11 protein-coding genes are annotated in these 14,045 nt (G+C 66.9%); 7 read left to right on the top strand and 4 right to left on the bottom strand.

All coding sequences use genetic code 11. The features are described 5' to 3' along the window. Positions 1-32 precede the first annotated feature (32 nt). Positions 33-368, bottom strand: a complete 336-nt coding sequence (locus QE360_RS03570) for a hypothetical protein (protein WP_309699350.1) — start codon at positions 366-368, stop codon at positions 33-35. On the opposite strand from QE360_RS03570, the gene QE360_RS03565 reads away from it, so the two are divergent. The 7 genes from QE360_RS03565 to alr all read left to right on the top strand — a co-directional run bounded on the left by QE360_RS03565 (position 367) and on the right by alr (position 8,342). Then, positions 367-996, top strand: coding sequence for a YoaK family protein (locus QE360_RS03565; protein ID WP_309699348.1), 630 nt, complete (start codon positions 367-369; stop codon positions 994-996). The genes QE360_RS03570 and QE360_RS03565 overlap by 2 nt on opposite strands. Before the next feature lie 125 nt (positions 997-1,121). Beyond that, on the top strand, positions 1,122-2,627 hold the full coding sequence (locus QE360_RS03560) for a CoA-acylating methylmalonate-semialdehyde dehydrogenase (protein WP_309699347.1): 1,506 nt from the start codon (positions 1,122-1,124) through the stop codon (positions 2,625-2,627). A 128-nt stretch (positions 2,628-2,755) separates the two neighbouring features. Then, positions 2,756-3,913, top strand: coding sequence for an acyl-CoA dehydrogenase family protein (locus QE360_RS03555; protein WP_309699346.1), 1,158 nt, complete (start codon positions 2,756-2,758; stop codon positions 3,911-3,913). A gap of 117 nt (positions 3,914-4,030) precedes the next feature. After that, complete coding sequence (locus QE360_RS03550; protein ID WP_309699344.1) at positions 4,031-5,080, top strand: enoyl-CoA hydratase/isomerase family protein; 1,050 nt, start codon at positions 4,031-4,033, stop codon at positions 5,078-5,080. Positions 5,081-5,093: 13 nt separating this feature from the next. Then, positions 5,094-5,870 carry an enoyl-CoA hydratase gene (locus QE360_RS03545; RefSeq protein WP_309699342.1) on the top strand — a complete coding sequence of 259 codons (777 nt, stop codon included), beginning with the start codon at positions 5,094-5,096 and terminating at the stop codon, positions 5,868-5,870. Positions 5,871-6,013: 143 nt separating this feature from the next. Then, on the top strand, positions 6,014-6,889 hold the full coding sequence (gene mmsB, locus QE360_RS03540; protein WP_309699340.1) for a 3-hydroxyisobutyrate dehydrogenase: 876 nt from the start codon (positions 6,014-6,016) through the stop codon (positions 6,887-6,889). 424 nt (positions 6,890-7,313) lie between these two features. Continuing rightward, positions 7,314-8,342 carry an alanine racemase gene (alr, locus tag QE360_RS03535; protein ID WP_309699337.1) on the top strand — a complete coding sequence of 343 codons (1,029 nt, stop codon included), beginning with the start codon at positions 7,314-7,316 and terminating at the stop codon, positions 8,340-8,342. A 51-nt stretch (positions 8,343-8,393) separates the two neighbouring features. Here alr and QE360_RS03530 read toward each other — a convergent pair whose 3' ends face one another. The 3 genes from QE360_RS03530 to QE360_RS03520 form a co-directional block, all read right to left on the bottom strand. Beyond that, entirely contained in the window at positions 8,394-11,579 is a 3,186-nt protein-coding gene (locus QE360_RS03530) for a TonB-dependent receptor domain-containing protein (protein ID WP_309692481.1), read from the bottom strand. A gap of 186 nt (positions 11,580-11,765) precedes the next feature. Then, on the bottom strand, positions 11,766-12,938 hold the full coding sequence (locus QE360_RS03525; RefSeq protein ID WP_309699335.1) for an acetyl-CoA C-acetyltransferase: 1,173 nt from the start codon (positions 12,936-12,938) through the stop codon (positions 11,766-11,768). A gap of 23 nt (positions 12,939-12,961) precedes the next feature. Next, positions 12,962-14,008: an alpha/beta fold hydrolase gene (locus QE360_RS03520; RefSeq protein ID WP_309699333.1), complete on the bottom strand. Its 1,047-nt coding sequence runs from the start codon at positions 14,006-14,008 to the stop codon at positions 12,962-12,964. Between the last annotated feature and the right edge of the window lie 37 nt (positions 14,009-14,045).

Raw genomic sequence — 14,045 nt, 5'->3', positions numbered from 1 at the left:
TTTGCCGCCGCCGGGGCCTTCCCGGCGGATCGTCAGTGTCCGGCCGTCATCCGGCGCTTGCGGCGGGCGGGTTGACCGCTCCGGACAGCGCGCAGGCGAAAGTGCCGCTCCATGCCGATATCGCTATGTCCGATCGCGATCAGGACGATCGACAGCGACGACAAAGCGGATATCGTGAGCCATATCTCTAGCAGCGCACCCGCCATCCGATATCCCCTGCGTGAGCCGGGCCAACGGCCCGTATGCGGCTTTGCTCCCCACAGATAAAAATAAAGTGACGGAAGGCGCCCATAGGGGCCGATGATGGCCATGCGCGGCGAAATACGATCATGACGCGCGCACGGCCTGGCTTTATGACGGCGCATCATGATCCGATCCGATCGACGTTCCTGGCCCCTGGCCATCGGGCTGGCGCTGCTCGCGGGCTATGTCGACGCGATCGGGTTCCAGCATCTGGGCGGTTATTTCGTCTCTTTCATGAGCGGCAACGGCACGATGCTGGCCGTGCATCTCGTTCGTCCCGGTCCGGCGGACGGGAGCGTGGCGATGCTGGCCATGCTCCTCGCGCTGTTCGTCGGCGGGGTGATGGGGGGCACGTTGATCCGCCTGGTCCTGCCGCGTGGCGGACAGGCGGCGGTGCTGCTGCTGGTCGCGCTACTGCTGGGGCTGGCGGGATTCAATGTGCGGCTCGGCTGGGGGATGGCGGTGGCGATGGGCGCGGCCAACGCCACCTTCGAGCGGGACGGCGAGGTCAGCATCGGCGTCACCTACATGACCGGCACGCTGGTCAAGATCGGCCAGCATCTGGCGCAGGCCGTGGCGGGGCGCGAGCGGTGGCGCTGGCTGCCCTATACGCTGCTCTGGGCGGGATTCGTCGCGGGGGCGGGGCTGGGCGCGTGGCTCTATCCCTTTTGGGGCATGGCGGCGTTGCACGGCGCGGGTATCGGCGCGCTGGCGGCGGCGGCGGTTGCATGGCGCTGGCGTCCGGCGGCCTGACGCGCATCGGGGGCGTTCCGGCGGGGCGCTGGTCGGCTTTTGTTACGGTCCGACTTGGATTTCACGCGCGAGTAATATAATTACAAGACCTAGAGTCGGGCAGCAGACCCGCGACAGGAGAGCCTATGCGCGTGATCGACCATGTGGTCGCCGGTGGACAGACCGCGACCGACGCCGCTTTGACCCGTCAGGGTGATGTGTTCGACCCCAATAGCGGCCAGGTGCAGGCGCGCGTGCCGCTGGGCGATGCCGCGCTGCTCGACCGGGCGGTCGCCGCCGCGCAAGCCGCGCAACCCGCCTGGGCCGCGACCAATCCGCAACGCCGGGCGCGCGTGATGTTCCGGTTCAAGGAACTGGTCGAGCAGAATATGGACGCGCTGGCGCATCTGCTCTCCTCCGAACATGGCAAGGTGATCGCCGATGCGAAAGGCGACATCCAGCGCGGGCTGGAGGTGATCGAGTTCGCCTGCGGCATCCCCCACGCGCTGAAGGGCGAATATACGCAAGGCGCCGGGCCCGGCATCGACGTCTATTCGATGCGCATGCCGCTGGGCATCGGGGCGGGCATCACCCCGTTCAACTTCCCCGCGATGATCCCGATGTGGATGTTCGGCATCGCCATCGCCTGCGGCAACGCCTTCATTCTGAAACCGTCCGAGCGCGATCCCTCGGTTCCCGTCCGCCTGGCCGAGCTGATGCGCGAGGCGGGCGCGCCCGAGGGCATCCTGCAGGTCGTGCACGGCGACAAGGCGATGGTCGATGCGATCCTGGACCATCCCGCGATCGGCGCGGTCAGCTTCGTCGGCTCGTCCGACATCGCCCATTATGTCTATCGGCGCGGCGTCGAGGCGGGCAAGCGCGTCCAGGCGATGGGCGGGGCCAAGAACCATGGCATCGTCATGCCCGATGCCGATCTGGACCAGGTGGTCGCCGACCTGTCGGGCGCGGCCTTCGGCTCGGCGGGCGAGCGGTGCATGGCGCTGCCCGTCGTCGTGCCGGTGGGGGAGAAAACCGCGGATGCGCTGCGCGAAAAACTGATTCCCGCGATCGATGCGTTGCGGGTCGGTGTCTCGACCGATGCACAGGCGCATTACGGCCCGGTCGTCAACGCCGTGCACAAGCGCCGGGTCGAGGACTGGATCCAGACCGGCGTGGACGAGGGCGCGGAGCTGGTGGTCGACGGGCGCGGCTTCAAATTGCAAGGCTATGAGGAGGGCTTCTTCATCGGCCCGTCGCTGTTCGACCGGGTGACGCCCGCCATGCAGAGCTATCGCGAGGAAATCTTCGGCCCCGTGCTCCAGATCGTCCGCGCGCCCGATTTCGAGACGGCGGTGCGCCTGCCGAGCGAGCACCAATATGGCAATGGCGTCGCCATCTTCACCCGCAACGGCCATGCCGCGCGCGAATTCGCCGCGCGTGTCGAGGTCGGCATGGTCGGCATCAACGTGCCGATCCCGGTGCCCGTGGCCTATCACAGCTTCGGCGGATGGAAACGTTCGGCTTTTGGCGACGTGAACCAGCACGGCATGGAGGGCGTCCGCTTCTGGACCAAGGTGAAGACCGTGACGCAGCGCTGGCCCGATGGCTCGCCCGATGGCGGCAACGCCTTCGTGATTCCCACCATGGCCTAAAAGCACGCCCCTCCCGCAGGCGGGAGGGGATGGGGGAGGGCAGGGCCACGAGCGATGGTCTCGGTGAGACTCCTTGCCCTCCCCAAACCCCTCCCGCCTGCGGGAGGGGCTTACAGATGGAAGCGTAGATGACCCAATTCGACCTGACCGACGAGCAGCGCGAAATCCAGGAACTGGCGCGCCGCTTCACCGCCGACCGCATCACCCCCTTCGCCGCCGAATGGGACGAGAAGCATATCTTCCCCCGCGACACGATTCGCGAAGCCGCCGAACTGGGCTTCGCCGCGATCTACGTGTCCGAGGAATCGGGCGGCATCGCGCTCGGCCGGCTGGAGGCGGCGCTCATCATGGAGGCCATGGCCTATGGCTGTCCCTCCACCTCTGCCTTCATCTCGATCCACAATATGGCGTCGTGGATGATCGACCGTTTCGGCGATGCGGACGTGAAGGGGCGGTATCTGCCCGATCTCGTCACCATGGAACGCATGGCCAGCTATTGCCTGACCGAGCCGGGTTCGGGCTCCGACGCGGCGGCGCTCAAGACGCGCGCGGTGCGCGACGGCGACCATTATGTCGTCACGGGCTCCAAGCAGTTCATCTCGGGCGGCGGCGAGAATGAGGTCTATGTCACCATGGTCCGCACCGGCCCAAATACTCCAGAGGGGGAGGGGCCCAAGGGCATTTCCTGCCTGGTGATCGACAAGGACACCCCCGGCGTGTCCTTCGGCGCGAACGAGCGCAAGCTGGGCTGGCATTCGCAGCCGACGCGGCAGGTGACGTTCGACAATGTCCGCGTGCCGGTCGCCAACCGGCTGGGCGCGGAGGGCGAGGGCTTTCGCATTGCGATGATGGGGCTGGACGGCGGGCGGCTGAACATCGGCGCCTGCTCGCTGGGGGGCGCGCAGCGCTGCCTGGACGAGGCGGTCGCTTACGTGAAGGACCGCCGCCAGTTCGGGAAAGCGATCGCAGAGTTCCAGAATACCCAGTTCACTCTGGCCGACATGGCGACCGAGCTGGAGGCGGCGCGTGCGCTGCTCTATCTCGCCGCCGCCAAGGTGACGGCGGGTGCGCCGGACAAGACGCGCTTCGCCGCCATGGCCAAAAGGCTGGCGACCGATACCGGATCCTCGGTGGTCGACCGGGCGCTGCAACTCCATGGCGGTTACGGCTATCTGATGGATTACCCGATCGAACGCTTCTGGCGCGATCTGCGCGTGCATTCGATCCTGGAAGGCACCAACCAGGTGATGCGGATGATCGTTGGTCGGGAGTTGCTCAAAGACTAAGCTGTTCCCCGGCGAAGGCCGGGGTCCAGTTTCCAAGCAGCCGATGGCGCGCTTCATAGCTTGCCACAACTGGACCCCGGCCTTCGCCGGGGAACGGGAAAGGATAGAAGGACCGGCATGACCCAGGATCTGATCGTCACCCGCGAAGGCCCGGTCGGGCGGCTGCGGCTCAACCGGCCCAAGGCGATCCACGCGCTGACCCGTGCGATGTGCGAGGGCGTGCTGGCCGCGCTGGAGGACTGGCGCGGCGATCTGTCGGTCGAGGCGATCATCATCGACCATGCCGAGGGGCGCGGCTTCTGCGCGGGTGGCGACATCCGCCTGCTCGCGGAAAGCGGAGCGAATGACGGCGAGGCGGCACGGGGCTTTTTCCGGGCCGAATATCGAATGAACCACCGGCTGTTCACCTATGCCAAGCCGATCGTCGCCGTGATGGACGGCATCACCATGGGCGGCGGCGTCGGCATTTCCGCGCCCGCGCGCTTCCGGGTCGCGACCGAGAATACCCGGTTCGCCATGCCTGAGACGGGCATCGGCCTGTTCCCCGATGTCGGCGGCGGCTGGTATCTGTCGCGACTGCCGGGGCGGATGGGCGTGTTCCTGGCGCTGACCGGGCATCGGCTCGACGGGGCGGAGGCGCATGCGCTGGGCCTCGCCACCCATTATCTGCCATCGTCCGCGCTGGAGGAGGCCAAGGCCGCGATCCTCTCGGCCCCGCAGGAGATCGCCGCGACGCTCGACCGGCTGTCCGCCCCCGTGGCCGAGGCCGGGATCATGGTCCATGCCGCCGACATCGACCGGCTGTTCGCCGCCGACACGCTGGAGCAGATCGTCGCCGCACTGGCGGCGGATGGCGGCGAATGGGCCGCGCAGCAGCTGGCGATCTTGCGCACCAAATCGCCGCAAGCCTGCAAGGTGTCGCTGCGTCTGCTGCACGAGGGGGCACGGACCACCGACTTCGCCGAGGAGATGCGCCGCGAATATGGCGTCGCCAGCCGCGTGGTGCAGCGTCCCGATTTCGTCGAAGGCGTTCGTGCGCTGATCGTCGACAAGGACAATGCGCCGCGCTGGAACCCCGCCACGCCCGAGGGCGTGACCGACACGATGATCGACCATATCTTCGCCCCCCTGCCCGAGGCCCAGGCCTGGACACCCGAAGACCGCTGAAGAGGACGCCCGCATGACCGACTATACCACCCTGATCGTCGAGCGCCGCGAGGCGGTGACGCTGGTGACGCTGAACCGGCCCCAGGCGCTCAATGCGCTGAATGCCGAGTTGCTGACCGAATTGCTCGAGGTGATGCGCGCCTATGACGCCGATCCCGAACAGCGCTGCGCCGTCATCACCGGCAGCCCCAAGGCCTTCGCGGCGGGGGCGGACATCAAGGAGATGCAGGAAATGGACTTCGCGGCCATGTATGGCGGCGACCATTTCTCCGGCTGGGACGAATTCACTCGTGTCCGCAAGCCGATCATCGCGGCGGTCGCGGGCTATGCGCTGGGCGGCGGGTGCGAGTTGGCGATGATGTGCGACTTCATCCTGGCCGCCGACACCGCCAGGTTCGGCCAGCCCGAGATCAAGCTGGGCGTGACGCCGGGCATGGGCGGATCGCAGCGGCTGGCGCATGCGGTCGGAAAGGCCAAGGCGATGGAGATGTGCCTGACCGGCCGGATGATGGACGCCGAGGAAGCCGAGCGGGCGGGCCTGGTCGCGCGCATCGTCCCCGCCGCCGATCTGGTCGAGGACGCGCTGAAGACCGCCGCGACCATCGCCGGCATGGCCCCGATCGCGGTGCGTGCCAACAAGGAGATGGTCAACGCCGCCTTCGACATGGGGCTGGCGCAGGGCGTGCAGTTTGAACGCCGCCTGTTCCACGGCCTGTTCGGCTCGGCCGACCAGAAGGAAGGCATGGCCGCATTCGTGGAGAAGCGCAGCCCCAACTGGACCAACCGCTGATGTGACTCACGCCCCTCCCGCAGGCGGGAGGGGATGGGGGAGGGCCGGGAGTCTCACCGAGACCATTGGTCGCGGCCTAGCCCTCCCCAAACCCCTCCCGCCCGCGGGAGGGGCTTAAAAGAAGAAGATTATAGGAGAGCATCATGGCGCGGATCGCGTTTATCGGCCTGGGCAATATGGGCGGCGGCATGGCCGCCAATCTGGCGAAGGCGGGGCATGACGTCCGCGCCTTCGACCTGTCGGCGGACGCGCTGGCGGCGGCGCGGGCGGCGGGGTGCCTGCCGGTCGACAGCGCGGTCGCGGCGATGGAGGGCGTCGAGGCGGTGGTGACGATGCTGCCCGCCGGAACCCATGTCGAGCGCGTCTATGCCGACGCCGTCTTCACCGCCGCGCCGCCGTCCGCGATCCTGATCGACTGCTCGACCATCGACGTCGCCACCGCGCGACGCGTGGCGGAGGCGGCGCGGGGCAAGGGCATGATGGCGGTCGATGCTCCCGTCTCGGGCGGGATCGCGGCGGCCAGGGCGGGCACGCTGACCTTCATGGTCGGCGGCTCCGACCAGGCCTTCGAACGCGCCGAGCCCTTCCTGTCGGCGATGGGCCAGGCGGTGATCCATGCCGGGGGCCATGGCGCGGGGCAGGCGGCCAAGATCTGCAACAACATGCTGCTCGGCGCGACGATGATCGCGACTTGCGAGGCATTCGTGCTGGCGGAAAGGTTGGGGCTGGAGCCGCAGACCTTCTACGACATCGCCTCGGTGTCGTCGGGGCAGAGCTGGTCGATGACCAAATATTGCCCGGTGCCCGGCGTTGGGCCGGAAACGCCCGCCGATCACGACTATCAGGGCGGCTTCGCGGCGGCGCTGATGCTCAAGGACCTGAAGCTGGCGATGGAAGCCGCACGCGACGCGGGCGCGACCACGCCGATGGGCGAGCGCGCGGCCGAGCTCTACACCGCGTTCGTCGGCGAGGGGCAGCCGTCGGTCGACTTCTCCGGCATCATCCGCACGCTGCGCTAGGGCCGATCGCCATTCCTTTCCTCGCCCCTCGCATAGGGGAGAGGGTTGCGCAGACTTGGTCTTTGCGAGAGCAAAGGCTTAGTCGGAGCTGGGTGAGGGGTGGATGCGCGCAGCGCGCGAGCCTTTGGGCTCGCTCGACCCCTCACCCAAGCTGCGCTAGCCAGCAGGCTGGCAAGCTCCGCTAACCCTCTCCCCTGTCCAGGGGAGAGGGAAGAGGAAGCAATGGTGAATCTCGATCCGACCTGAAAAACCACCGTTCAGCCTGAGCGAAGTCGAAGGCCAAGGGAATCGCTATTCCACAGGAGCCGCCTGCAAAAAGTGCATAGCGTCGCCTTCGCCCGCGTAAGGCCGGTCGGGGCGCTACATGCGAAAAACCCATCGCGCCTTTTCCCTCCCGCCAATGCGGCCTAAAGCCCGCAACGTGATGGAAATACCCGCCCCCCTTCGCCTGCGTATCGATCGCGATGCGCTTGTTTCCAACTGGCAGGCCATGGACCGGATGAGCGGGACGGCGGCGTGCGGCGCGGCGGTCAAGGCCAATGGCTATGGCTTGGGGGCGACGCTGGTGGCGCAGACGCTAGCCGGGGCGGGATGCCGCGACTTCTTCGTCGCCAACTGGGCCGAGGCGCTGGCGCTCGCCCCGCTGGGCCTCACCCTGTCGGTCCTGCACGGCCTGCGCGCCGAGGACATGGCCGCGGCCATGGCGGGGTTCGCGCGTCCGGTGCTCAGCACCCCCCAACAGGTGGCGCGGTGGCGCGAGGGCGGCGGCGGCGCGTGCGACGTGATGGTCGACACCGGGATCAACCGGCTGGGCGTGTCGGTGCAGGCGGTGGCCGACGGCCTGCTCGACGGGCTGGCGATCGAGACGCTGATCAGTCACCTGGCCTGCGCCGATGAGGATGTGCCGATGAATGCGCGCCAGCAGGCGGCCTTTGCCGGATTGAAGGGGCGGACGCGCGCGCGCCGGATGAGCCTGGCCAATTCGGCGGGGATCGGGCTGGGCGCCGACTATCATTTCGACCTGACCCGGCCGGGGCTGGCGCTCTATGGCGGCATTCCGCGCCCCGACATGGCCGGACCGCTGCGGCAGGTCGCCCGGCCCGAGGCGCAGATCCTGCAGCGCCGCCTGGTCCCCGCAGGCGAGACGGTCGGCTACAACGCCACCTGGACCGCCCCCGTCGATACCGAGGTCGCTATCCTGAACCTGGGCTATGCCGACGGTTATCGCCGCGCGCTGTCGGGCCTGGGGGCGGCACGCGCGGACGGTGTGGTCCTGCCGGTGCTCGGCCGGGTATCGATGGATCTGGTCGCGGTCGACGTGACCGCCAGACCCGATCTGGCCGAGGGCGACTGGCTGGCGATGGACTATGACCTGGCCGCGGCATCCGCCGCATCGGGCGTGTCGCAATATGAACTGCTGACCGGATTGGGGCAGCGGTTCGGGCGGGGATAAAAAAAGGGGCCCTCCCGAAGGAGAGCCCCGATCAGTTCCGGTCCTGGCGGATCAGAAGTTGGCCTTGAACCCGGCATAGAAGAACCGGCCGATATTGTCGTACGGATCGCCCGATGCGACGCCCAGCAGGTCATAGGGCGGCTTCTTGTCGGTGACATTGTCGACGCCGACATAGAAGCGGAAGCGCTCGGTCGCGTTGAAGCCGACCTGGATCGCGTGGTAGAACGCCTCGGGATACCAGACCACCGGGAACGCGTCCGGGTTGCGCGCCGGACGGCCGTCATAGCTGTTCTGCGTTTCATACTCGGCGGCAACGGTCGACTTGCCTTCATACCGCAGGCGATACTGGATATCGAAGGTCTCGAAGTTCAGGTTGCCGACGAACTGACCGCGCCATGCGGAAAAGCCCAGCTCGCCCTTGTACCGGTCGCGGAAGGTCGGATCGCCCACATCGGTATAACCGTTGTTCTGCGCCATGTAGCTGGCGAGAAGGCGCAGGGTCAGCGTACCCGTGTCGCTGATCTTGGTGCGATACGACGCATCGATGTCGATGCCCGAGGTTTCCAGCTTGGCGTAGTTGAAGCCCTGCGAGAAGAAGGACGGCCCCGTGGTCGGGAACGACACCGTCGCACCGCCATGGATGACGTTCTGCTGGCCCGCGAAGGTGCCGTTCGGATTGCGGAACACCGCCGCGCAGAACGGATTGTTGATGCCGCTCGGATTGTCATAGCACTGGTTGATGATCGTCTGCGCCGGCAGCGAGAAGATCGCGTCCTTGATCGTGATGTTGTAATAATCGACGGTCAGCGAGAAACCGCGAATGGCCTGCGGCTGGATCACCGTGCCGATGGTGAAGCTGCGGCTCTTCTCGGCCTGGAGCGCCGAATTGCCACGGTTGAAGCCGTAGATGCTCGACGCCGCATTGTTGGTGAAGGGCTCGGTCGTGCCGTTGAAGGTCTGGGTGGTCGGCACGCCCGCCGCGGCGCAGTTGCGGACGCGGTTGGGATTGTTGTTGATGTTGTTCTGGCTGCAGGGATCCGACGGCTGGGCGAAGGTCTGCGAGCTGGCGGCGTACAGTTCGCTGAGCGACGGAGCACGGACCGAGCGGGCATAGCCGCCACGGAAGGTGATGTCGCGGATCGGCGACCAGATCGCGTTGACGTTGTACGTCCACGGCGTGCCCGCATTGCCGACATTGTAATGCGACACGCGTGCCGCGCCGGTCAGGGTCAGTTCGTGGAAGAACGGACGGTCGGCCAGCAGCGGCACGCTGATCTCGCCGAACGCTTCCTTGATGTCGTACGCCGGCGGTGCGAAGGTCGGGATCGAGTTCAGGAACGTCGCGCCGCTGGCGGTCAGATCGTCATACTTCGAATAGGCCGTCTCGCGACGATATTCGCCGCCCAGCGAGAAGGTGACATCGCCGCCCGGCAGACGGAACAGCGTGCCATTGACGAAACCGACCAGGTCGAACTGCTCGGCCTTCTGCTTGCGCGTCGAGGTGATCGAGAAATAGTTCAGCGCCGCCTGGCTGACCTGACCCGAACCGAACAGATTGACGGGCACGCAGGCCGCGTCGTCATTGGCGGTCGAGGCATCGGCGTTGATCCCGCAGACGATCTGACCGGCGGCGTTGCGCACCGCGTTGATCGAGTTCAGATACTTCTGCGTTACGTAGTTGCCGTTGGTCTTGTAGAAGGTGTCGAGACGGCCATAGTTGGCCGACACTTCATAGTGCCACCCCTCGGCGAAATCCCCCTCGACACCGCCGACGATGCGGAAGGTCTCGCGCCTGTGAACCTCGCCGCGACCGCCGAAGTCGACGTTGAAACGTTGCGCCGTGAAGGTCGTCGCCCCCGGTGCGAGCGCCGAGACGAGCGTCGCACGGGCCTGGCTGCTGAGGAACGGGTTGTTGATGCTGAACGTGTTGTTGGCGAAGGTCGGCTGACCTTCCTGCAACGCGTCGATGCGGACATATTTGGCCTCGACGAACGGCTTGAACGCGTCCGAGACGTCGAAATGGGCCAGGATGTTGCCCGAGAAGCGTTCCAGCTTGGGCTGGAGCATGCCGTTCAGGCGCAGGGTCGAACCCTGGCCGCCGACGCAGTTGCCCGAGCCGAAGGGGCGCAGGTCGGTAACGCAGTTGTTGGCGGTCAGCGTACCATCGGGATTGAAGACGAAGGTGCGGCCATATTGGCTGAGCGTGTTCGAGCTGCCGATATTGGCCAAGCCCGAACAGGCGACCCCGCGCCGGGCCGCAAAGGCTGCGGCGGACTCGCCGGTGGCAGCGACCGTCGGGCAGCTGGCGGTGAACAGGCCGCCTTCCGAGATGGTGTTGTTACGGACGTTGCGCAGGAAGGCCGTATCGGGAATGCCGTCGCCCAGCGACGATTCCGGCGTCGTGCGGATCGGACCGCCATTGGGATTCAGCTGCGGGCCGGTGTTCTGTACCGCGTTGAACTGGCTGCGGCCCGAATAGGCGCCGGTGATATCGTCGCGGTCGGTGTAATAGACCACATCCGAAAACGAGTATTCGGCGGCGGCGGCGATATTGCCACGGCCTTCGGCGAAATTCTTGCCGACGGTGAGAGCCCCGAAATAGGATCCGCGCGTACCGTGGCTGGACACGCCGCTCTGGCCGGTGGCGCGAATGCCCTCGAAATTGCGCTTCAGCACGAAGTTGACGACACCCGCCATCGCGTCCGAACCATAGACGGCCGAGCTGCCGCCCGTGACGACGTCGACGCGTTCCAGCAGTTCGGTGGGGATCGTGTTCGTGTCGATCACGAAGCTGCCCGGCTGCGCGGTCACATGGCGACGGCCATTGACCACGACCAGCGTGCGGCTGGTGCCCAGACCACGAAGGTCGAGCAGGTTCAGGCCGGCGGTGCCGATGAAGCGGGTCGAGTTGGCCTGGCTGTAGGTCGAGCGCAGCGCCGGCAGCTGGTTGAGCGAATCGCCGATATTGAGGTTGCCGGTCGAGGTCAGCAGCTCGGCGGTGACCGAGGTGACCGGGGTCGGCGAATCCAGGTTCGGTCGCGCCAGACGCGAGCCGGTGACGATGACGTCACCCTTGGCCTGTTCGTCGCGCTCGGTGACGTTGGGATCGGTGGCCGCTCCTTCTTGCGGCTGCGTCGCGGTGGTTTCGGACGTCGCGGTCTGTGCCAACGCGGCGACCGGCAACAGAACCAGGGTGCTGGCCAGCGCAGAGGCTCCCAGCAGGGTACGCATTGTCATTCTTTACCCCCATTATGACGGATCGTTCATGTCCGTTCATCCAAGGGAAAGAAATTTCCGACGCGAAAACAAGCGCCTCTAAAATCGCAAATGAAAATTGTGTAACCGATGTTGCAGGGATGTGACAGGTTCGACACATCCCTGCAATATAACCGTTAATCGCGAAATTTTCGCATAGAAGCGTGTTTACCGCTCAACACACATGGCGATGCCCATGCCGCCGCCGATGCACAAAGTGGCGAGGCCCTTTCTGGCGTCGCGCTTCTGCATTTCGTAGATCAGGGTCGTGAGCACCCGCGCGCCGCTGGCACCGATCGGATGGCCCAGCGCGATCGCGCCGCCGTTGACGTTGACCTTGTCGGGGTCGAAACCCAGCTCCTTGCCGACCGACAGGGCTTGGGCGGCAAAGGCTTCGTTGGCCTCGATCAGGTCGAGGTCGCCGACGCTCCAGCCCGCCTTTTCCAGCGCGCGCCGGGTGGCCGGGACGGGGCCGATGCCCATCACCGACGGGTCGACGCCCGCCGAGGCCCAGCTCTTGATCGCCGCGAGCACTGGCGTGCCGCGCTTCTCGGCCTCTTCGCGGCTCATCAGGACGAGCGCGGCGGCGCCGTCGTTCAGGCCCGAGGCGTTGGCGGCGGTGACGGTGCCGTCCTTCTTGAAGGCGGGGCGGACGCCCGACACGCTCTCGAGGGTGGCGCCGGCGCGGATATATTCGTCGTCGGCGACCACCGTCTCGCCCTTGCGGGTCTTGATGGTGACGGGGGCGATCTCGTCCTTGAACCGGCCTTCGCCGCGCGCCTTTTCGGCGAGGTTCTGCGAGCGGACCGCGAACCGGTCCTGATCGTCGCGCGTCACCTGATATTGCTCGGCAAGGTTTTCGGCGGTGATGCCCATGTGATAGCCCGCAAAGGCATCGGTCAGACCGTCATGGACCATGGTGTCGACCATGGTCAGCGGACCCATTTTGGTGCCGCCGCGCATCGTCTGGGCGTGGGGCGAGAGCGACATGGATTCCTGGCCACCCGCCACAACGATGGTCGCATCGCCATTGGCGATCGCCTGAAGTCCCAGCGCGACCGCGCGGAGGCCCGAGCCGCAGACCTGGTTCACGCCGTAAGCAGGCACTTCCTTGGGAATGCCCGCCGCGATCGAGGCCTGGCGCGCGGGGTTCTGTCCCTGCGCGGCGGTCAGCACCTGGCCGAGGATCACCTCGGATACGTCCTCGCCCTTGATGCCCGCCTGTTCGAGCGCGGCGGTGATCGCCACCCGGCCCAGTTCATGTGCGGGCGTGGCGGCGAAGGCGCCCAGGAAGCTGCCCACGGGGGTACGCTTGGCGGCGGTAATGACGATCTCGGTCATGAAGGCTCCTCTCTACTTACACTCTATCTAGGGGCAGGCAGGCCCGCGATCCAGTCGGCCAGCGGTTGCCAAAGCTGTTGCTCCGCGCGTCCGCCGACGACCATCCCGACATGCCCGGTCCCGCCCTGACGCCGGTCGGCCAGCCCGATCGCGGTGGCGGCGGGGACGATCCGGTCGGCGGCGGCGACGAACTCGACGCTAGGGGCGTCGCATTGCGACGGTGTGACGATTTCGCCGCCGACGCGCCATCGTCCCTGACCGGGACGATCCTCGGCGATCAGCCGCTCGAACAGTTCCAGGCCGAAGCCATGGGGCAGGGGGGCGCCCTGGTTGGCCCAGTCCTCCAGCCGGATGAAGCGGCGTGCGGCGTCGCTGCGCGGATCGAGATCGGCGAAGGCGGCATATTTGGCGATGGTCCGCGCCGGGTCGAGCCGCCAGAATCCCGCCTGCAATGCCTCCATGGGAACGACGCCGAGCGCCTCGGAGGTCGGCTTGATCGCGGCCCATTGCGCGGCCATCGCGGCGCGCGCCTCTTCGCCATAGCCGCTGAAATGCCACGGCGCGGCGATGGCGGCGATCCCGGCCACCCTGCTGCGCGCCGCCGCCGCCATGGCCAGCGTGCCGCCCAGGCAATAGCCGACCAGCACCGGCGGCTCGGGGAATGTCGCGATCAGCGGCAGCAGGAAATGCTCGACATGCCCCGCCACGTCGATGTCGCGATCCTTCGCGCCGGGCGTGCCCCAGTCGATCAGCCAGGGGTGGCAGCCCCGCTCGCGCAGCCAGCGGATCAGCGAGCGGTCGCGGGACAGGTCCAGGATCGAGGCCGGGTTGATCAGCGAGGGGACGAACAGCACGGGCCGCCCTTCCCCTCCGGCATCGCGCAACCGCACCCGTCCGCGCCGTCGCCGCACGGCCAGTGCGCGCATCGGCCGTTCGCGCTTCGCGGCCTGGAACAGCCGCAATCCTTCCATGGCGCGCGTCACCAGATCGGGATTTTCCGCGGCCTCGCTGCGCAACATCGCCAGGAACAGCGGCAAGGGGCGCGGACCATGTTGCGATGCGAAATCCATGACGTTAGGCTAGGTCAAAATCATAGAAGGCGGGGGT

This window comes from Sphingomonas sp. SORGH_AS_0789 (genome assembly GCF_031453055.1).
GTDB lineage: Bacteria > Pseudomonadota > Alphaproteobacteria > Sphingomonadales > Sphingomonadaceae > Sphingomonas.
This window is presented reverse-complemented; position numbering and strand designations above follow the sequence as displayed.

Bases quoted from the DNA above. Each gene is read 5' to 3' on its own strand.
- QE360_RS03565 (WP_309699348.1), top strand. From the start codon at position 367: ATGATCCGATCCGATCGACGTTCCTGGCCCCTGGCCATCGGGCTGGCG.
- QE360_RS03570 (WP_309699350.1), bottom strand. From the start codon at position 368: ATGATGCGCCGTCATAAAGCCAGGCCGTGCGCGCGTCATGATCGTATT.
- QE360_RS03560 (WP_309699347.1), top strand. From the start codon at position 1,122: ATGCGCGTGATCGACCATGTGGTCGCCGGTGGACAGACCGCGACCGAC.
- QE360_RS03555 (WP_309699346.1), top strand. From the start codon at position 2,756: ATGACCCAATTCGACCTGACCGACGAGCAGCGCGAAATCCAGGAACTG.
- QE360_RS03550 (WP_309699344.1), top strand. From the start codon at position 4,031: ATGACCCAGGATCTGATCGTCACCCGCGAAGGCCCGGTCGGGCGGCTG.
- QE360_RS03545 (WP_309699342.1), top strand. From the start codon at position 5,094: ATGACCGACTATACCACCCTGATCGTCGAGCGCCGCGAGGCGGTGACG.
- mmsB (WP_309699340.1), top strand. From the start codon at position 6,014: ATGGCGCGGATCGCGTTTATCGGCCTGGGCAATATGGGCGGCGGCATG.
- alr (WP_309699337.1), top strand. From the start codon at position 7,314: ATGGAAATACCCGCCCCCCTTCGCCTGCGTATCGATCGCGATGCGCTT.
- QE360_RS03530 (WP_309692481.1), bottom strand. From the start codon at position 11,579: ATGACAATGCGTACCCTGCTGGGAGCCTCTGCGCTGGCCAGCACCCTG.
- QE360_RS03525 (WP_309699335.1), bottom strand. From the start codon at position 12,938: ATGACCGAGATCGTCATTACCGCCGCCAAGCGTACCCCCGTGGGCAGC.
- QE360_RS03520 (WP_309699333.1), bottom strand. From the start codon at position 14,008: ATGGATTTCGCATCGCAACATGGTCCGCGCCCCTTGCCGCTGTTCCTG.